The following is an 18,280-nucleotide window of genomic DNA, read 5'->3' on the forward strand; positions in this document are numbered from 1 at the left end:
AGGAAGAGCATGCCGCGGCCGGTGTAGCGCTTGGCCAGGCTGACGACCAGACGCAGGTTGGCCTCGAGCAGGTGGTTCTTGGCGCGGCGGCCGTCCTCGGCGATCCACTCGAAGTCCTCGAGCTGGGCGGCCTTCGTCTTCACCTTGGGGTCGTTGATCTTCTCGTCGGCGAAGAGGCCGGCCTCGATCCGCTTGGCGAGCTCGACCTCCATCTCCGCGTTCAGCAGCGCGACCTTGCCGATCTGCTTCAGGTAGTCCTTGACCGGGTCGGCGGTCGCACCGGCCACCATGACCTGCTGCTCGGGCTCGTCGGCGTCGTCCGCGGTGGAGAGCACGAAGCCCTGGTCCTCGGTGAGCTCCTTCTCCAGCGGCGCCACGACGGCGGGCTCGAAGGTGGCGTCGTCCACGTCGTCCAGCGTCCGCTTCTTGCCGACGGTGACCACGACCTCGTCACCCTCGATGTCCACGACCACGTCCGGCGTCGCGGGGACGATGCCCTCGGCGTCCACCTCGACGAGGTCCTCGATCGCCACCTCCTCGACGGCGATGTCCCCGGGCTCGAGGTCCGCAGGCTGGGCGTCGGCGTTGGCCGGAGCCTTGGCACCCTTGCCGGCCAGCGGCTCGACGGCCTTGAGCGCCGCCTTCTTGGCCGGTGCCTTGCGCGGCGCGGCGGCCTTCTTGACCGGGGCGCTGACTTGGCCGGCGCGGCCGGCGGCTGCAGCGAGAACGGGTGCGGACGCTTCTACGTGGGACGGGGGTGTCACAAAGAACCTCTCGGGCTTGCCAGGTGAATCTAGGGCATGCGGTCGCCCATCGGATGTCAATGGGCGCTCCGTCGAGTATTCTGGCACGCGAATCCAAAATTCGTGCTGAGGGTTACCTCAGAAGCTCTTGGCGTCGCATCCGAAGGCGTCCATGCGGGCGAACGCGCGAGGCAGGAGGCCCCGCGGGTCCGTCTTGGCCGGTCGAACCGGCTCGATCAACCAACCCTAGGTCGCCGGGTAAACAGCCAGGCCTCGCGCTCGCGCCACCGGCTCGGCCCGTCGCCGCCGGCTCAGCCGATCTCGGCCTTGACGGCCAGCACCGGGCAGGACGCGTCGAGCAGCACGCGCTGGGCGTTGCTGCCCAGCAGCAGCTTTCCCACCGGGGAACGGCGGCGGAGCCCGATGACGATGAACTCGGCCCCGAGGCTGTCGGCGGTGGAGATCAGCTCCTCCGCGGGATCTAGGGCGTCGGCGGCTTCGCGTACCTCGTGCGGGATGCCGAAGCCCGCCAGCTCGGCCCGGAGATCGGAGACCTCGACGTCCAGCGAGGTGTGCACCACGACGATCTCGCCCTGCCGCAGCTCGGCCTCGGCCACGGCCCGCTTGAGGGCGGCCCGCCCCTCGGGCTTGGACGAGTAGCCGACCACGATCACCGGCCGCCCGGAGGCGCCCGCCGCGGTGTCCTCGGCCTGTCTGACCTCTGCGTCAGCCATCAGGCTGCCTCCCAGCTGTGTACGGGCTCGTTGCTGTGCATGCCGTCGACGTAGCTGCGAAGCATCCCGTGCAACGCCTGGTCCCGGGACTCCCCCGCCGCCTCACGACGGCCCACAGCGGCAGTCTGCCACGTGGCTCCGTTGGCCCCCCGGAGGCATCGGTGCTCGATGATGTCGAGCAGCCGACCGCTCTCGCTGTCGGGCACGCCCCACAGCCGCAGGCCCTCCGCGGCCCGCGGTAACAGCTTGCGGACCACGAGCTCGGACGCCCGCAGGTGGCCGACCTGCGGCCAGTACACCTCCGCGTTGATGCCCAGCCGCGATCCCGCGACGAAGTTCTCACTCGCCGCCTGGAAGGACATCTGGCTCCAGATCGGCCGGTCGTCATCAGCCAGCGCCCGCACCAGCCCGGCGAAGAACGCCGCGTTGGCCAGCGTGTCGACCACGGTCGGCCCGGCCGGCAGCACCCGGTTCTCCACCCGCAGGTGCGGCTTGCCGTCGCTGACGTCGTAGACCGGCCGGTTCCAGCGGTAGACGGTGCCGTTGTGCAGCCGCAGCTCCTCCAGCGAGGGCACCCCGCCCTCGTCCAGGACGGCGACCGGGTCCTCGTCGCTGCTGATCGGCAGCAGCGCCGGGAAGTAGCGCGAGTTCTCCTCGAACAGGTCGAAGATCGAGGTGATCCAGCGCTCGCCGAACCAGACCCGCGGGCGGACGCCCTGCACCTTCAGCTCTTCGCTGCGGGTATCGGTGGTCTGCTCGAACAGCGGGATCCGCGACTCCGCGTACAGCTCGCGCCCGAACAGGTAGGGCGAGTTCGCGCCGACCGCGACCTGGATGCCGGCGATGGCCTGGGCGGCGTTCCAGTAGCCGGAGAAGTCGTCCGGGCTGACCTGCAGGTGCACCTGGGTGGAGGTGCAGGCCGCCTCCGGGGCGATGGTGTCGGAGACCAGCTGCAGCCGTTCCACCCCGTCGATGACGATCTCGAGGTCCTCACCGCGGGCGGCGAAGATCTGCTGGTCGAGGAGGGAGTAGCGCGGGTTCTCACTCAGGTTGCCCAGCTGGACGTGCTCGGGTCGCAGCGTCGGCAGGATGCCGACCATGACGGTCTGGGCGCCGATCTCCCGCGCCCGTGGGTCGGCCTCGTTCAAGGCCTCGCGGACCGACTCCTCGAACCGGGTCAGACCCGACTCCGACAGCCGCTGCGGAGCGACGTTGATCTCGATGTTGAAGCGACCGAGCTCGGTGACGAAGGAGGGGTCGGCGATCGCGGCCAGGACCTCGGCGTTGCGCATCGCCGGCTCGAAGTCCCCGTCGACGAGGTTGAGCTCGATCTCCAGCCCCGCCATCGGCCGCTCGAAGTCGAAGCGTGACTCGGTGAGCATCCGGGCCAGCACGTCGAGGCCCTTGCGCACCTTCTCCCGGTGCCGCTTGCGGTCCTCGCGCGTGAAGGTGGTCTGGTCGACCTCGGCTCCCATGCGCCTATCCTGGCCTATCCCGGCCCGCGGTCAACGCGGCTCGTCTGAGGAGTGGGCGTCGTGCTGCTGGCGGACGTGCTCGCCGTCCACGAAGTCCTGTGGGGCGGCCGGGTCGACCACTGGGTCGCCGGCGGCTGGGGCGTCGACGCGCTGGTCGGCCGCCAGACCCGCGAGCACGAGCCGTCTGCCCTCCCTCCGCTCCGGCGCGGCCCCACTCCAGCCATCGGTGTCGTCGCCGGTCAACCGAAGCTGGGCATCCGGACCTGGATACGGCTGTGGAGCCCGACAGCACCCTGCTCGCCGCCGGGCCGGACCCGAGGGAGCCATTTCAGGCACCCGACCTGGGCCTGCTCCGACGGTGGGCCGGCTGAGCCGGCGGGACCGGACCCCGCACGCCGGCTGGCGCAGCGGACTATCGTCGACCAACGTGTCTGCCCCTACCGAACTCGCCAGCCTCACCGTCTCGGCCACCCCGCCCGTCGCCGAGCGGCGCCCGACCGAGCGCACCCACCACGGGGACACGCTCGTCGACCCGTACGAGTGGCTGCGCGACAAGGAGGACCCGGCGGTCATCGCTCACCTCGAGGCCGAGAACGCCTACACCCAGGGTCGGACGGCCCACCTGGAACCGCTGACCGACGCGATCTTCGGCGAGATCAAGGCGCGCACCAAGGAGACCGACCTCAGCGTGCCGAGCTACGCGACGCACCGCCTCGGCGACGGCACGAGCAAGGCGTACTGGTACTACAGCCGCACCGTCGAGGGTTCGGAGTACGCGATCCACTGCCGAGTGGCGGCGAATGACTCCTCGGACGGACGAACCAGCCCACCCGACCCCGAGGCCGGGATCGCCGGCGAGCAGGTGCTGCTGGACGGCAACCTCGAGGCCGAGGGCCACGACTTCTTCTCCCTCGGCGCCTTCAGCGTCTCCCCGGACGGCGGGCTGCTGGCCTACGCCGTCGACGTGACCGGCGGCGAGCGGTTCACGGTCCGCGTCCTCGACCTGGCCACCGGCGAGCTGCTGCCCGACGAGATCACCGACACCGCGTACGGCGTCGCCTGGGCTGGCGCCGAGCATCTCTTCTACACCCGTGCGGACGAGGCGTGGCGGCCCTACGTCGTGCTGCGGCACCGGCTGGGCACCGACCCGGCCGGGGACGTGGCCGTGCTGACCGAGCCCGACGAGCGCTACTGGGTGGGCGTGGACTCCAGCCGTGACGAGCGCTGGCTCGTCTTCGGCGTGGGCAGCAAGCTCACCTCGGAGTACTCGCTGCTGGCCACCGACGACCCCGAGGGCACCCCGCGGGTGGTGGCGCCCCGCCGCGACGGCGTCGAGTACGACGTCGAGGTCGCCGGCGACCGGTTGCTGGTCGTCCACAACGACGGCGCCTTGGACTACGAGCTCGCCGAGGCGCCGCTGACCGCCACCAGCCACGAGCAGTGGCGGCCGGTGCTGCCGCACTCCCCCGGCGTCCGGCTGCTGGGGGTCAGCGCCTACGCCGGGCACGCCGTCGTGTCGCTGCGCCGGGACGGGCTGACCGCGCTGCACGTGCTGCCCCGCGACGCCGCCGGCGACTTCGGCCCCGGCAGCGACATCGCGTTCACCGAGGAGCTGCACGTCGTCGACGCGCACGGGGAGGCCGACTACGACACCCCGACGGTCCGGATCGGCTACGCCTCGATGCTGACGCCGGACTCGGTCTATGACTACACGCTGGCGACCGGTGAGCTCACGCTGCTGAAGCAGACCCCGGTGCTGGACGACCCGACCCACGGCCCCTACCGGCCCGAGGACTACGTCCAGGAGCGCGGCTGGGCCACCGCACCCGACGGAACCCGGGTCCCGCTGTCCATCGTCCGCCGAGCCGACGTGGCCCTGGACGGCAGCGCACCCGCTCTGCTCTACGGCTACGGCTCGTACGAGATCTCCATCGACCCGGGCTTCTCGCTGTCGCGGCTGAGCCTGCTCGACCGCGGGATGGTCTACGCCATCGCCCACGTCCGCGGCGGCGGGGAGCTGGGCCGAGGCTGGTACGAGCACGGCAAGACCCTCACGAAGGCGAACACCTTCTCCGATTTCGTCGCCTGCGCCGACTTCCTGCTCGAGCACGGCTACACCAGCCCCGACCGGCTTGCGGCCCGGGGGGCGAGCGCGGGTGGGCTGCTGATGGGGGCGGTCGTCAACCTCGCCCCGGAGAAGTTCCGGGCCGTCCACGCCGGGGTCCCCTTCGTGGACGCGCTGACCACGATTCTGGATCCTGAGCTGCCGCTGACCGTGATCGAGTGGGACGAGTGGGGCGACCCGCTGCACGACGCCGAGGTCTACGCATACATGAAGGCCTACACGCCGTACGAGAACATCGCGGCGGCCCCCTACCCGGCGATCCTGGCCACCACCAGCCTGAACGACACCCGCGTCTTCTACGTCGAACCCGCCAAGTGGGTGGCGGCCCTCCGGCACACCACGACGGCGGCCGACGAGCGCCCGGTGCTCTTGAAGACCGAGATGGTGGCCGGCCACGGCGGCGTCAGCGGGCGCTACAAGAGCTGGCGCGAGACCGCCTTCGAGTACGCCTGGATCCTCGACCAGGTCATCGGCTGAGGGCTGCGCGACCGCTGCATCCGAGGTACCGGTCGGCTCCGAAGTAGAGATGCGGGATCTCACCCGAGCCGTCTTAGGGATTCTTCAGTCCAGCCGAGGAATCCTCGTCAACCTCTCGAGCGTTATCCCTTCGAGGCAACGAAAGGGGCCACTGTGGCAGCAACCGCTCGTTCACGAGTGTCCGAGGGCATCGATGGCAAGGATGCAGTCGGTCTATATCTGGAAGGCATCGCCAAGACAGCGCTGCTCACGGCTGAGGAAGAAGTACAGCTGGCGGGGTCCATCGAGGTCGGTCTCTACGCCGAGCACATCCTGAACGGTGACGTCACCGCCGCCGAGCGCGGCAAGGGGGCCAAGCGCCCCACGAAGGCCGAGCTGGAGTTCCTGGTCGAGGACGGGCAGCGGGCGATGCAGCGCTTCGTCACCGCCAACCTCCGCCTCGTCGTCTCGGTCGCTCGCAAGTACGGCCGGTCGCAGATGCCTCTGCTGGACCTGGTCCAGGAAGGCAACACCGGCCTGATCCGTGCGGTCGAGAAGTTCGACTACACCAAGGGCTTCAAGTTCTCCACTTACGGCACCTGGTGGGTCCGTCAGTCGATCAGCCGGGGCATCGCCCAGCAGGGTCGGATCGTGCGGTTGCCGGTGCACGTGGCCGAGCAGGTCAACCAGGTCGGCGCCGTCCGGCGCACGCTGGAGCGCCGGCTGGGTCGCGACCCCGAGATCGCGGAGATCGCCCTCGAGATGGACCTCGAGCCCGAGCGGGTGCTGGACCTGATCCGCTACGGCCGGGACCACGTCAGCCTGGACGCCCCGGTCGAGGAGGGCGGGGACACCGCCCTCGGCGACCTGATCGCCCGTGAGCCGATGCCCGGCCCCGACGAGGTGTTCCTGGACGCCGAGGAGCACGCCCGCCTCGAGGGCATGCTCTCGACGCTGGACGACCGGTCCGCTGACGTCGTCCGCCGCCGCTACGGCCTGCTGGACGGCCGCCAGGCCAAGCTGGCCGACATCGGTGCGGTCTGGGGCATCACCGCCGAGCGCGTCCGTCAGATCGAGCGGCACGCCATCGCCCAGTTGCGGGGCAAGTCGGTCCTCGCCGCCTGACGCAGCAGCTCACGAACGGCCCGGAGGCTCAGCCTCCGGGCCGTTCTGCGTGCTCAGCCCTGGTCCACTCCGGCACCGTCCGGGCGCGGCTCGCGGGGCAGCGGTCGGATCAGGCCCTCCTGGGCGACGTCGGAGACCAGGACCCCGTGCTGGAACAGCCGCGCCGTGGACAGGCCTAGTGCGGAGGACGCCGACGGCGAGACCTGGTCGTACAGCAGCCACTGGTCGGCGCGGAAGGGCCGGTGGAACCACATGGCGTGGTCGATCGAGGCGGCCTGCACCCCGTTGCCGATCAGCACCCCGTGGGGCACCGTGCTGGCCGACAGCAGCGTGAGGTCGCTGGCGAAGGCGAGTGCCGCCTCGTGCAGCCGGTGGTCCTCCGGCAGGTCACCGTCGGTACGGACCCAGACCCGGGCGCGGGCGGGATGGCGAGGGTCGACCAACGGGCCACCCGGACGGGAGTCGCCCACGTAGCGGACGTCCAGGGCGCCCCACTCCCGCTCCCAGAAGTCGGCCGAACGGCCCGAGACCTGGGCCAGCACCTCGCTCATCCGCGGGCAGTCCTCCGGCGCCGGCACCTCATCGGGCAGCGGGTCGGCGTGCTCGAAGCCTGGCTCGTGGATGTGGAAGGAGGCCGACAGGTAGAAGATCACCTTGCCCGCCTGCCGGGCCACCACCCGCCGGGAGGAGAACGAGCCGCCGTCGCGGACCACCTCCACGTCGTAGACGATCGGCATGTCGGTCCGGCCCGCCACCAGGAAGTAGGCGTGCAGCGAGTGCACCACCCGGGTCTCCGGCACGGTCCGGGTGGCCGCGACCAGCGCCTGGGCCAGCACCTGACCGCCGAACACGCGCTGCAGCCGGGTGCTGGGCTGCCGGGCGCGGTAGAGCCCGACCTCGATCTCCTCGAGGTCTAGCAGCTCGATCAGCTCGACGACGGACTGGGGCACGGCCCGAGCCTAGTGGTCGCCTGCCGGAGTCCCCCGGAAGTCGGGCCTCGTCCAGTGCCGACATCCCGTTCGACCACACTGGGTAGACCTGAGCCGGTCAGACGCGGCCTCGGTCTACCCGATGAGGTCGAGCGGATCGACGCCTGCGGAGGCGGTTCGCCGCCCGACGGAGCAGGATGGGGCGCACAGGTGACCGAGGACGGTTGGAGGGGTGGCCAGATGGCGCAGCGGGGGTTTCTGGGGAAACGGCGACCGGCACGGGAGGACCTGCCGCCCGGCCAGTACGACGTCGGCGACGGCTGGCCGGTGCTGACCGCGGAGGTGACGCCGAGGATCGACCCCGAGCGCTGGACCATGACGGTCGACGGGCTGGTGGAGCAGCCGGCCACCTGGAGCTGGGCGCAGATGCACGCGCTGCCGCCGTCGGAGTACGCAGGCCCGATCCACTGCGTGACCACCTGGTCCAAGTTCGGCACCCGCTTTGGCGGGGTGAGTGTGGACGCGCTGCTCGACGCCGCGTCGCCCCGGCCAGAGGCCACGCACGTGCTGGCCACCTCGACCACCGGCTACACCACCAACCTGCCCCTCGCCGACGTCCGCGGTGGCCAGGCCTGGGTGGTCTGGACCTTCGACGGACAGCCGCTCAGCCGTGACCACGGGGGACCGGTCCGGCTGCTGGTGCCGCACCTGTACTTCTGGAAGTCCGCGAAGTGGGTGACGAGGCTGACCCTGCTGGACCACGACCAGCGGGGCTTCTGGGAGCGCAACGGCTACCACGACCTCGGCGATCCGTGGCGCGAGCAGCGCTACCACGGCGACTGAGCGTGGCTGCCCGATGAGCGTGCCGGGCGAGGCGCCCGCCGCGGGTCCGTGGCGGCAGTCCCGGGTCCGGGGGGTGGCCCACCCGTTCCCGCGCGCCGTCGTGCTGCGGCTGGAGGTGCCCGACCGGCATGACCACCTGCCGGGTCAGCACTACGTCGTCCGGCTCACCGCCGAGGACGGCTACGCCGCCTCCCGGTCGTACTCGGTCGCCTCGGCGCCCTCGGACCCGTTGCTCGAGCTGTTCGTCGAGGAGCTCGAGGACGGTGAGGTCTCGCCCTACCTCGCCGACGCGGTGGAGGTGGGCGACGAGCTGGAGGTCCGGGGGCCGATCGGCGGCTGGTTCGTCTGGGACGGACGCACGCCCGCGGTGGGCCTGGCGGGCGGCAGCGGGGTCGTCCCGCTGGTGGCGATGCTGCGGCACGCCCGCGACCTCGGCAGCCTCGACCAGCTACGGCTCGCCGTCTCGGCCCGGACCCTGGCGACCCTGCCGTACGCCGACGAGCTGGCCGCGGCGGGGGCGGTGGTCGCCCTGTCGCGGGAGGTGTCTCCTGGCGGACGGGCCGCCGGGCGGCTGGCCACCGCCGAGGTCGCGCCGCTGGTCAACCCCGAGGCCACCTACTTCGTCTGCGGCTCGACCGCCTTCGCGGCCGGCGCCAGCGACCTGCTGATGGAGCTCGGGGTGGACCCGGCCGCCGTCCGGGTGGAGCGCTTCGGCGCCAGCAGCTGAGCGTCGGTCCGCCCCTCAACGGCCCCAGGACACCGAGCGCTCAGTCGTCCTTCTCGCGGTCGGCGAGGAACTTCTCGAACTCGGCGGCGATCTCCTCGGCGCTGGGCACGGGGTCAGGCTGGTCGACCCGGATGGCGTCGTACTGCTGCTCGAGGGTGCCGACCAGCTCCTGGACCTCGCTCGAGGAGGCCATCTCGGCGGCGATGTCGGAGAGGTTGCTGGCCGAAGCCTTCTCGAGCGGGTCCAGCGGCACGGCCAGGCCGGTGGCCGAGCTGAGCGATCGAGTCAGGCTCAGTGCCGCCTCGGGAAAGGCGGCCTGGGCGAGGTAGTGGGGCACGTGCGCGGCGAAACCCATCGCCTTGCGGTCGAGCTGCCCGAGCCGGTACTCGAGCAGACCGGTGAAGCTGGCCGGCACCTCGACCCGGTCGATCCAGCTGCGGTAGCCCTGCACCAGGCCGGAGTCGGTGGCGTGTGCGGTCAGGGTGACGGGACGGGTGTGCGGGACCGCCATCGGGATGCCGTGCACCGTCACGGTGAGCCGGACGCCGAGCTGCTCGATCAGCCCGATCAGGGCCGCGGAGAACCGCTCCCACTGGACGTCGGGCTCGGGTCCGCTGAGCAGCAGGAACACCTCACCCTGCTCGTCGACCACCCGGTGGATGCGCAGGTGCAGGTCGGCGTAGGAGGTCCAGCGGTTGGTGTCGAAGATCATCGCGGGACGGCGGCTGCGGTAGTCGTGCAGCTGGTCGTGGTCGAACTCCACCAGCACCTCGTGCTCGAGGTGCTCGAGCAGGTGCGCGGAGACGATCCGGCCGGCCTGACCGGCGTCGACGAAGCCGTCGAGCTGGTGGATCAGCACCGGGTGGGCGTCCTTCAGCTTGGCCACCACGGCCTCGTCGACGACGTAGAGCTCGCGGGGATCCAACACGGTGCCCAATCTACCCGGCCGAACCGCTACAACCGTGCGCGTGCGGCCCGCACGGCACTCAGCAGTCGCTTCTCCGACACCGGCACCTTCGTCCGCAGCGGCTGGGCGAAGAGTCCCACCCGCAGCTCCTCGAGCAGCCAGCCCACATCCTCGACGAAGTCGGGCAGCCGTCCGGGCGGGGCGGCGGCGCACAGCTCGGCGTAGGCGTCCTCGCATCGCAGGACCGTCTGCAGGGGCGTGGCGTCCCGGCCGGGTGAGGCCAGCAAGGTGTCCACCCGCGCCCGGGCGGCCTGCAGGTAGCGGGGCAGGTCCACCAGGTGCTCGTAACCGGTGCCGGACAGGAACCCGGCGAAGACGAGGTTGCCCAGCTGCTCGGCCAGGTCGTCGGCGGCCGCCGGGCTGGCGGCCCGCACCCGCGGCAGGTCGACCAGCGCGGCCCGGTGCCGGGTCAGGATCGTCGAGGCGAGCCGGACGACCTCGCGCGTGAGATCGGCGTTGTCGGCGCGGACCCGGTCGCAGAGCAGCCGGAAGCGGTCGGCGTCGCGGACCGGGTCGGGTCCGGCGCGCCTAACCAGCTCACCGACCGACGCGAGCCGGGCGTCGGCCAGCAGGGCCGGGACCGAGGCGTACGGGCTGGTGCCCAGGGCCAGCTTGTCGGCGTTGCTCAGGTGCCCGACCACCCACCTGGTGGGGTCGGGGGTGTTCAGCAGCGTCAGCCGTCGCAGCCCGCCCGTGTGGCTGACCAGCGCCCGGACGGGCGTGTCGAGCACCGCCACCCCGACCGTGCTGCCCTCATCGACCAGGGCCGGGTAGCCCACCACGTCGTGGCCGCCGCGGCTCAGCTGCACCTGCTCGGCCAGCTCGCCGAAGTCCCACGCCGTGAAGCCGGTCCGGGTGTACGCCGCCGCCGCCGAGGTGAGCGTCCGGTCCACCTGCACGGCCAGCTCGGCCTTCAGGTCAGCCAGGTCGTCGCCGGCGCCCAGCACCGCCGGTTCCCGCGCCGCACCGCCGGGGGGGCGGTCGCGGACGACCTCGAGGTGCACCCGGAGGTGGGCCGGCACAGCCTCGGGTCGCCACTCCTGCGGGGCGACGACCTCACCGGTGAGGCTGCGCAGGGCCCGGCCCAGAGCGAGCGGCAGTGTCTCCTCAGCCGCACCGGGGTGCTGCTGCAGCCAGCCCAGGGCCCTCGAGGCGAACTCCGGCGCGGGGACGAAGTTCCGCCGGGTGGCCTTCGGCAGCGAGCGGACCAGCTCGGTCGCGAGCTCGGCACGCAGCCCGGGCACCTGCCAGGTGAACGGCGCCGGACCGAGCTGGTTCAGCACGGTCACCGGGACGCGGACGGTCACCCCGTCGCGCGGGCTGGTCGGCTCGAACACGTACCCGACGCGGAGCTCGTGCTCGGTCCCGGCCCGGCCGGCCACCGTCCAGGTGTCGGGGAACCCGTCGGCGTCCAGCTGGTCCGCGGACGCGGTGGTGAGGTCGTCCAGGGTCAGGGTGAGCAGGTCCGGGGTGACGTGCCGGGCCTTCTTCCACCAGCTGTCGAAGTGCGCCACCGAGGTGACCTCAGCCGGCACCCGGGCGTCGTAGAAGGCGAAGATCGTGTCGTCGTCGACCACCAGATCGCGTCGGCGCGCGCGCTCCTCCAACGCCTCGGCCTCGGCCCGCAGAGCCTGGTTGTCGCGGTAGAAGTGGTGCCGCGTCCGCCACTGCCCCTCGACCAGAGCCGACCGGAGGAAGATCTCCCGGGCCTCCGCCGGGTTGACCCGGCCGTAGGCGACCGGCCGCCGGGCGACGATCGGGATGCCGTAGAGGCTGACCTGCTCGTAGGCCAGCACCGAGCCCGAGCGGGCCGACCAGTGCGGCTCGGAGTAGGAGCGCTTCAGCAGGTGCGCGGCGACCTCCTCGACCTGCTCGACGCGGATGCCGGCCACCGTCCGGGCCCACAGCCGCGTCGTCTCCACGATCTCGGCCGCCATGACCAGCGGCGGCTGGCTGCGGGCGACACTCGAACCCGGGTTGATGGCGAACTTGGTGCCGCGGGCGCCGAGGTACTCCCGCGCAGGGGCGCGGCCCTTCCGCCGGCCGCCGGCCTTCGGGTCCTCGCGGATGTCAGCCAGCCCGACGTGGGAGAGCAGACCGGTGAGCGCCGCCGTGTGCACCGCACCCGGGCCGGCCGGCTGGTCGTTCCGGCTCAGACCGAGGTCGCGGCTGATCTGCTTGAGCTGGCTGTGCAGGTCCTGCCACTCGCGGATGCGCAGGAAGTGCAGGTACTCCTCGCGGCACAGGCGCCGGAAGGCGTTGCCCGAGAGCTCGTGCTGGCGGTCCTGGATGTGGTCCCAGAGCCGGAGCAGGGCGACGAAGTCGCTGCCGTCGGGGTCGGGACCGGCATCGGCACCGCTGTTCCCGTTCTCCGAGCCCGTCGACCCGACCGGCTCGTCGAGCTTGGGGTCGGATGCGGCCGCCCAGAAGCGACGGTGCAACGCGTCAGCGGCGTCCCGGTGCTCGGCGGGCCGCTCGCGCGGGTCCTGGATCGAGAGGCCGGAGACGATGACGAGCATCTCCCGCAGGCAGCCCTGGCGCTCTGCGGCGAGCAGCATCCGGCCCATTCGCGGGTCGACGGGGATCACGGCCAGCCGGCGGCCCACCTCGGTGAGCCGGGGGGCCGTCTTCGCGCGGCTGTCCGCCAGCGCCCCGAGCTCCTCGAGCAGCCGCAGGCCGTCGGTGATCTGGGTGTTGTCGGGCGGCTCGACGAACGGGAACCGGGCGATCTCGCCGAGGTCGGCAGCGGTCATCTGCAGGATCACCGAGGCGAGGTTGGTGCGCAGGATCTCGGGCTCGGTGAACTCGGGCCGGGCGGCGAAGTCCTCCTCGTCGTAGAGCCGGATCGCCACCCCGGGCGCCACCCGGCCGCACCGGCCGGACCGCTGGTTGGCCGAGGCCTGGGAGACCGGCTCGATGGGCAGCCGCTGCACCTTCGTCCGCGCCGAGTAGCGCGAGATCCGGGCGGTGCCCGCGTCGACGACGTAGCGGATCCCGGGGACGGTCAGCGAGGTCTCGGCGACGTTGGTGGCCAGCACGACCCGCCGGGTGGTCGATGTGCCCTTTCCCTCGGCGCGGTGCGGGGTGAAGACGCGGTGCTGCTCGGCGGCGGACAGCCGCGCGTACAGCGGCAGCACCTCCGTACCGCGCAGGTTCGCACCCGCGATGGCCTCGGCGGTGTCGCGGATCTCCCGCTCGCCGGACAGGAAGACCAGGACGTCGCCGTCGCCGAGGGCGCTCAGCTCCTTGACCGCCTCGACGATGCCGCCCACCTGGTCGACCTCGCCGCCGCTGTCGGGGTCCAGCAACGGCCGGTAGCGGAGCTCGACCGGGAACGTCCGGCCGGACACCTCGATGATCGGTGCACCGGCACCGTCGGGACCGGCGAAGTGCCGGGAGAACCGGTCGGTGTCGATGGTCGCGGAGGTGACGATCACCTTGAGCTCGGGACGGCGGCCCAGCAACTGCTTGAGGTAGCCGAGCAGGAAGTCGATGTTCAGGCTGCGCTCGTGCGCCTCGTCGATGATGATCGTGTCGTAGCGGCGCAGGTCCCGGTCGTGGGCGATCTCGGCCAGCAGCACGCCGTCGGTCATCACCTTGAGCCGGGTGGACTTTCCGGCCATCCGGGTGAAGCGGACCTGGTAGCCGACGAGGTCGCCCAGCTCGGTGCCGAGCTCGGAGGCGATCCTCTCGGCCACCGTGCGGGCGGCGATCCGGCGGGGCTGGGTGTGTCCGATCGAGCGACGGCCCAGCTCGAGGCAGAGCTTCGGCAGCTGGGTGGTCTTGCCCGAGCCCGTCTCGCCGGCCACGACGACGACCTGGTGGTCGCGGATGGTGGCGGCGATCTCGTCGTGCCAGGCGGTGATGGGCAGGGCCGGATCGAAGGTGATGCCGGCGACGGGGGTCGACGGCCCGCCGGAGCCCGACCGTCCCGTGGGGGCCGTGGTCTCCGGTGCGCTCCCGGGGGCCGCCGTGCTGGACATCGAGCCCGAGTTTAGTGCGCCGGGCTCGCGGCCAGCAGCGCCCTGGCGATCACCCGGTGCCCGGCGGCATCGGGGTGGTCGCCGTCGACGGCCAGCAGCGGCGTCGGGTCACGCTTGGCGCTCTCGCCCTTGAAGGGGGCGTAGAGGTCGACGTAGAGGTCTCCGGTCGCTACGGCCGCCGCCTTGATCTTGGCGTTCACGGCGACCGTCAGCCGGTCGGTGGCGGCGAGCCCGAGGACCGAGAACTTGCGCGAGGCCACGTCGCCGTCCTCGAACACGTTCCAGTAGCCGGTGACCAGCACGGTCGTCGGGCGCCCGTCCCGGAGCTGCTGCACGCGTCTCAGTACCGCGGTCACCGCCGTCCCCGTCTGGTCGAGCGCGTGCTGGACGCAGGCCAACGGCCTGCCGTCGTCGGTGCAGCGTCCGTCGGTGAGCTCGCTGTACTGGTCGCCGTAGTCGTTGGCGCCGATCGTCACCAGCACCACGTCGGCGGCCGCGACCGAACGGTCGAGCGACGCGTCGACGGCCAGCTCGTGCTCCAGGTCGGCCGAGGTCTCCCCCGGGACACCGTCGTTGGTGACGGTGGTCGGGATCCGGGCCCGGGCCGTCAGGCCGCGGCCGTACAGCTCGGGAAAGGGGGTGCAGTCGCAGTGCGACCCCGAGGTGACCGAGTCCCCGAGCGCGACCACCCGCAGCCGCGAGGCTGCGGAGCCACTGGCCGCCGGGGTCGGGATGCTGCTCCGGTCAGGACTGGGGGCGGGGGTGGGAGTCGTGGTGGTGGCGCTGCTGGTGGGCGAGCAGGCCGTCAGCAGCAGGGCCAGCGCGCACACGGTGAGCGTCCACCGCCGCCGGCGGCCCGGCTCAGGCGCCGTCGTGGTCGCTGAAGGTCGTGCGGCCGTTCAGCTTGGCCGCCAGCTCCTCGTCGATGCCGTCGGCGACCTGGGACATGATCTGGACGGCTTGCCGCAGGTGCTCGGCGACGAACGGCTTGGCCAGCACCGACAGGCTGACGAACACCCGGTCGCGCACCAGCTGGAACTTGACCCAGCGGGCCTCCACGTTCAGGTCGTTCAGCACCTCCGCGGCCCGGGAACGGCCGGCGATGTCGTGGACGACCGCCGCGAACACGACCACCTCCTGGCCGTCGGCGGAGGTCCGCAGGAAGATCATGGTGGACCCCACCCGGATGGCCACGTCGCCCTCGCCGTCGCGCAGCGGGGGGTGGCCGTACAGGTCGGTGAGCTCGGCGTCGACCAGGGCGTCCAACCGGCGCTGGGCCTCGGGCGCGCTCGACTGCCGCACCGCGGGCGCGGTGGTCAGCGGCTCCCCCGGCGTCGGGCCCCGCAACACCTCGGTCAGCTGGTCGGGCGCGAGGAAGACGGGGTGCGGCACTCCGAAGACGTCCCGCAACGCCGCTACGGCCAGCCCGCTGACCCGCTCGCACTGGTCCTGGGCGTCCTCGACCCAGAAGTTCGGCGTCGGCCGGGGACCGTCGTCGCTGGGCTCCTGCCAGCCCAGCGCCGTCATCGCCTGGAGCTGCTCGGCGTCCAGCCGGTGGCTCGGACCCAGGGTCGCGTTGCTCGCCGCCTCGCACCGGACCAGGTCGCGTCCCGGTGAGCTGAACCGGAGGAAGGGGCCGGCGTCGCCCTCGGACTCGGCGTTGACCGTGAGGTCCGCCGAGTCGTCCATCATCGAGATCACCTCGCTGAGCCGGGTCTGGAAGCCCGCCCACGCCTCAGCGGTGCTGCGGTCGAGATCGAAGTCGTCCATGTCAGCCATCCAGTACCTCCTGCGAACCGAACCTAGCGCACCGACGGCGGCGACCTGCCTCCGTGGCCCACGTTGCCTAGGGTGGGACCACACCGAACGAAGGACCACCATGGCGAGAACCATCACGACCGCGCGAACGACCGGCCCATGACCGGCCAGCCGTACCTGCCCGCGGTCCCGGCCGGTGTGGTCCCGCCGGCCCTGCTGCGACGGCGCACCTCCGCGCTCACCTGGGTCGCGATGGTGGTCCTCGGTGTCGGGGCGCTGGTGATCGCGGGCCTGATCCTGCTCACCGGCGGCCCGGTCGGCGCGGCCGTGACGACGCTGCTCGCCGCCGTCTCGTTCCCGCTGCTGATCGCGGTCTGCTTCTGGCTGGACCGCTACGAGCCGGAGCCCACGCGCTACCGGCTGGCCGCACTCGGCTGGGGGGCGGTGGTCGCGGTGATCCTCAGCTTTCTCGCCGAGCAGCTGCTCTTCTCCCTGCCGGGCACCGACGCCTTCGTCGACACGGCCGTGCTGGCGCCGCTCGTCGAGGAGTTCGGGAAGGGCCTGTTCCTGGTCGCCGTGCTGCTCCTGCGGCGCGACCAGGTGCACGGTCTGCTGGATGGGATCGTCTATGCCGGCCTGGTCGGCATCGGCTTCGCCTTCGTGGAGGACATCCTCTACTACACCTCCGCGCTCAGCTCCGGTGGCGGAGCCGGACTGACGGTGACCTTCGTGCTGCGAGGGATCATGAGCCCGTTCGCGCACCCCCTGTTCACCTCCGCCACCGGCATCGGCGTCGGGATCGCCGCCTCGACCCGGCGTCCCGTACTGCGCTGGCTGGCCCCGCTGGCGGGATACCTCGTCGCGGTGCTGTTGCACGGCACCTGGAACGGCAGCAGCTTCTACGGTTCCCGCGGGTTCCTCACCGCCTACGCGGCGGTGTTCCTGCCGCTGCTCGCCGTGGTGCTGGCGCTGGCGATCTGGGCCCGGGTCCGGGAGGGTCGGATGCTGACCGCCGCCCTCGAGCAGACCGCGGCCATGGGCTGGAACCGGCGCGACGAGATCCGCTGGGTCGCCCGGCTGGCCGACCGGATGTCCTCCCGCGGCTACGCCAAGCGGCAGGGCGGCAAGCCGGCCGCCCAGGCGCTGCGGGCCTATCAGCAGACGATGACCGAGATCGGCTTCCTGCACCAGCGAGCCGTCGACGGTACCGCTCCGCGGGACCTGAACCAGCGGATGGGCGTCCTGCTGCAGCACGCGGACGACCTGCGACCGTACGTGATCCTGCCCCCACCCCGCCCGGCCGTGCAGGGTCCCTACGGTGGTCCGTCGGGCGGCTACGGTCAGCCAGGCGGTTACGGCCAATCCGGCGCTTCAGGACCGTGGTCGCCACCGCCCCGCTGACGCGGCGGTTCCGCCGGTCGCTGCGCCGGGCCGGCCGCCGGACCAACCTGGCCATCCTGCTGTTGCTCGCCGGTGAGCTGCTCACCGGCGGGCTGCTCTTCGCCGCGGGCACCCCGGCGCCGGCGACGGCGGCGCGGATCGCGCACGGGCTGGTCGGGGTCGGCCTCGTCGTGCTGGTGCCGTGGAAGACGGCCATCATCTGGCGCGCGAGCCGGCTGCAGGTGGCCAGCATCGTGCTGCTGGTCCTGGTGCTGACCTGCCTGGTGTCCGGGTTCGTCGAGGTGTTCGGCGGCTACGGCGTGCTGCTGGGTCTCAGCCCCATCCAGGTGCACGTGGGCGCCGCCTTGGTGCTGGTGTTCTTCCTGGTGGTGCACGCCGCCCGGCACTGGCCGGTCAGCCTCCGCCGCAGCGATCTCTCCCGTCGCCGGCTGCTGGTCACCGGCACCTTCACCCTCGGCGCCGGTGCGGTCTACGGGGCGGCCGAGCTGACCGGGCGGCTGACCCGCTCCCCCGCCGCCAGCCGGCTGAGCACCGGCTCCCACGCCCTGGCGCCGGCGGACATCCCGGCGACGATCTGGCTGTTCGACCGGGTCCCGGACCTCGACCCGGCCGTCCACCGGGTGGACGTCTCTGGCCGGCCGCTCGGCCGCGATGACCTGGAGGCCCTCGGCGGACCCGTCCGGGCCCGGCTGGACTGCACCAGCGGCTGGTACGCCGACGCCACCTGGACCGGCGTCGCCCTCTCGGACCTGCTGGACCCGGATGCGCTCGCTGGCGCCCGCAGCGTCGAGGTGCGCAGCGTCACCGGCTACTCCCGACGCTTTCCGCCGGCCGAGGCGTCCCGGCTCTGGCTGGCGACCGGGCTCGAGGGAACCCGGCTGGATGCCGGCCAGGGCGCACCCGTGCGGCTGGTCGCCCCCGGCCGGCGCGGCTTCTGGTGGGTCAAGTGGGTGGCCTCGGTGACGCTGAGCGACGTCCCGGCGGCCGCCACGCCGCCCTTCCCGCTGCAGTGAG

14 protein-coding genes and 1 pseudogene are annotated in these 18,280 nt (G+C 72.1%); 7 read left to right on the forward strand and 8 right to left on the reverse strand.

Features of this window, described 5'->3' with window-relative positions; all coding sequences use genetic code 11:
* From ACFE7W_RS18965 to ACFE7W_RS18975, 3 genes are all read right to left on the reverse strand, one after another.
* Nucleotides 1-764, reverse strand: a 764-nt coding sequence (locus ACFE7W_RS18965; RefSeq protein WP_375426393.1) for a sigma-70 factor domain-containing protein, incomplete at its 3' end; no start/stop codon positions are given.
* Nucleotides 765-1,054: 290 nt separating this feature from the next.
* On the reverse strand, nucleotides 1,055-1,477 hold the full coding sequence (locus tag ACFE7W_RS18970) for a universal stress protein (RefSeq protein WP_375426394.1): 423 nt from the start codon (nucleotides 1,475-1,477) through the stop codon (nucleotides 1,055-1,057).
* A complete protein-coding gene (locus ACFE7W_RS18975; protein WP_375426395.1) occupies nucleotides 1,477-2,952 on the reverse strand; it encodes a glutamate--cysteine ligase in 1,476 nt (491 codons plus the stop codon). The genes ACFE7W_RS18970 and ACFE7W_RS18975 overlap by 1 nt, the downstream gene beginning before the upstream one ends.
* Before the next feature lie 75 nt (nucleotides 2,953-3,027).
* Between ACFE7W_RS18975 and ACFE7W_RS18980 the strand changes: the two are divergent.
* The 3 genes and pseudogenes from ACFE7W_RS18980 to ACFE7W_RS18990 form a co-directional block, all read left to right on the forward strand.
* Nucleotides 3,028-3,084, forward strand: a pseudogene (locus tag ACFE7W_RS18980) (hypothetical protein); the annotation flags it as partial.
* Between the two features lie 295 nt (nucleotides 3,085-3,379).
* Nucleotides 3,380-5,554 (forward strand): S9 family peptidase, encoded by a 2,175-nt coding sequence (locus tag ACFE7W_RS18985; RefSeq protein WP_375426396.1) that lies wholly within the window; start codon nucleotides 3,380-3,382, stop codon nucleotides 5,552-5,554.
* A 153-nt stretch (nucleotides 5,555-5,707) separates the two neighbouring features.
* Nucleotides 5,708-6,658 (forward strand): RNA polymerase sigma factor RpoD/SigA, encoded by a 951-nt coding sequence (locus tag ACFE7W_RS18990; RefSeq protein WP_375426397.1) that lies wholly within the window; start codon nucleotides 5,708-5,710, stop codon nucleotides 6,656-6,658.
* 53 nt (nucleotides 6,659-6,711) lie between these two features.
* Here the strand turns inward: ACFE7W_RS18990 and ACFE7W_RS18995 are convergent, their stop codons facing one another.
* Entirely contained in the window at nucleotides 6,712-7,608 is an 897-nt protein-coding gene (locus ACFE7W_RS18995; protein ID WP_375426398.1) for an acyl-CoA thioesterase, read from the reverse strand.
* 219 nt (nucleotides 7,609-7,827) lie between these two features.
* Here ACFE7W_RS18995 and ACFE7W_RS19000 point away from each other — a divergent pair, with 219 nt between their 5' ends.
* Both ACFE7W_RS19000 and ACFE7W_RS19005 read left to right on the forward strand, forming a co-directional pair.
* Nucleotides 7,828-8,430, forward strand: a complete 603-nt coding sequence (locus ACFE7W_RS19000; protein WP_375426399.1) for a sulfite oxidase-like oxidoreductase — start codon at nucleotides 7,828-7,830, stop codon at nucleotides 8,428-8,430.
* A gap of 13 nt (nucleotides 8,431-8,443) precedes the next feature.
* A complete protein-coding gene (locus ACFE7W_RS19005; protein ID WP_375426400.1) occupies nucleotides 8,444-9,157 on the forward strand; it encodes an FAD-binding oxidoreductase in 714 nt (237 codons plus the stop codon).
* A 40-nt stretch (nucleotides 9,158-9,197) separates the two neighbouring features.
* On the opposite strand, the gene ACFE7W_RS19010 is transcribed toward ACFE7W_RS19005, so the two are convergent.
* From ACFE7W_RS19010 to ACFE7W_RS19025, 4 genes are read right to left on the reverse strand one after another with little or no spacing between them, the layout of a single operon-like run.
* The gene (locus ACFE7W_RS19010) at nucleotides 9,198-10,085 is read right to left on the reverse strand and encodes a proteasome assembly chaperone family protein (protein WP_375426401.1); all 888 of its coding nucleotides are present in this window, start codon (nucleotides 10,083-10,085) and stop codon (nucleotides 9,198-9,200) included.
* Between the two features lie 26 nt (nucleotides 10,086-10,111).
* A complete protein-coding gene (gene hrpA / locus ACFE7W_RS19015) occupies nucleotides 10,112-14,107 on the reverse strand; it encodes an ATP-dependent RNA helicase HrpA (RefSeq protein WP_375426402.1) in 3,996 nt (1,331 codons plus the stop codon).
* Between the two features lie 11 nt (nucleotides 14,108-14,118).
* Nucleotides 14,119-14,937, reverse strand: a complete 819-nt coding sequence (locus tag ACFE7W_RS19020; RefSeq protein ID WP_375426403.1) for an SGNH/GDSL hydrolase family protein — start codon at nucleotides 14,935-14,937, stop codon at nucleotides 14,119-14,121.
* Nucleotides 14,938-14,968: 31 nt separating this feature from the next.
* Nucleotides 14,969-15,886 carry a hypothetical protein gene (locus ACFE7W_RS19025; protein ID WP_375426404.1) on the reverse strand — a complete coding sequence of 306 codons (918 nt, stop codon included), beginning with the start codon at nucleotides 15,884-15,886 and terminating at the stop codon, nucleotides 14,969-14,971.
* A 138-nt stretch (nucleotides 15,887-16,024) separates the two neighbouring features.
* Between ACFE7W_RS19025 and ACFE7W_RS19030 the strand changes: the two genes are divergently transcribed.
* Nucleotides 16,025-17,266: a PrsW family intramembrane metalloprotease gene (locus tag ACFE7W_RS19030; protein WP_375426405.1), complete on the forward strand. Its 1,242-nt coding sequence runs from the start codon at nucleotides 16,025-16,027 to the stop codon at nucleotides 17,264-17,266.
* Nucleotides 17,245-18,279, forward strand: coding sequence for a molybdopterin-dependent oxidoreductase (locus ACFE7W_RS19035; RefSeq protein WP_375426406.1), 1,035 nt, complete (start codon nucleotides 17,245-17,247; stop codon nucleotides 18,277-18,279). The genes ACFE7W_RS19030 and ACFE7W_RS19035 overlap by 22 nt, the downstream gene beginning before the upstream one ends.
* The last annotated feature ends 1 nt before the right edge of the window (nucleotide 18,280 follow it).

Origin of the sequence: uncultured Friedmanniella sp., from assembly GCF_964244285.1 — a bacterium.
GTDB lineage: Bacteria > Actinomycetota > Actinomycetes > Propionibacteriales > Propionibacteriaceae > Microlunatus.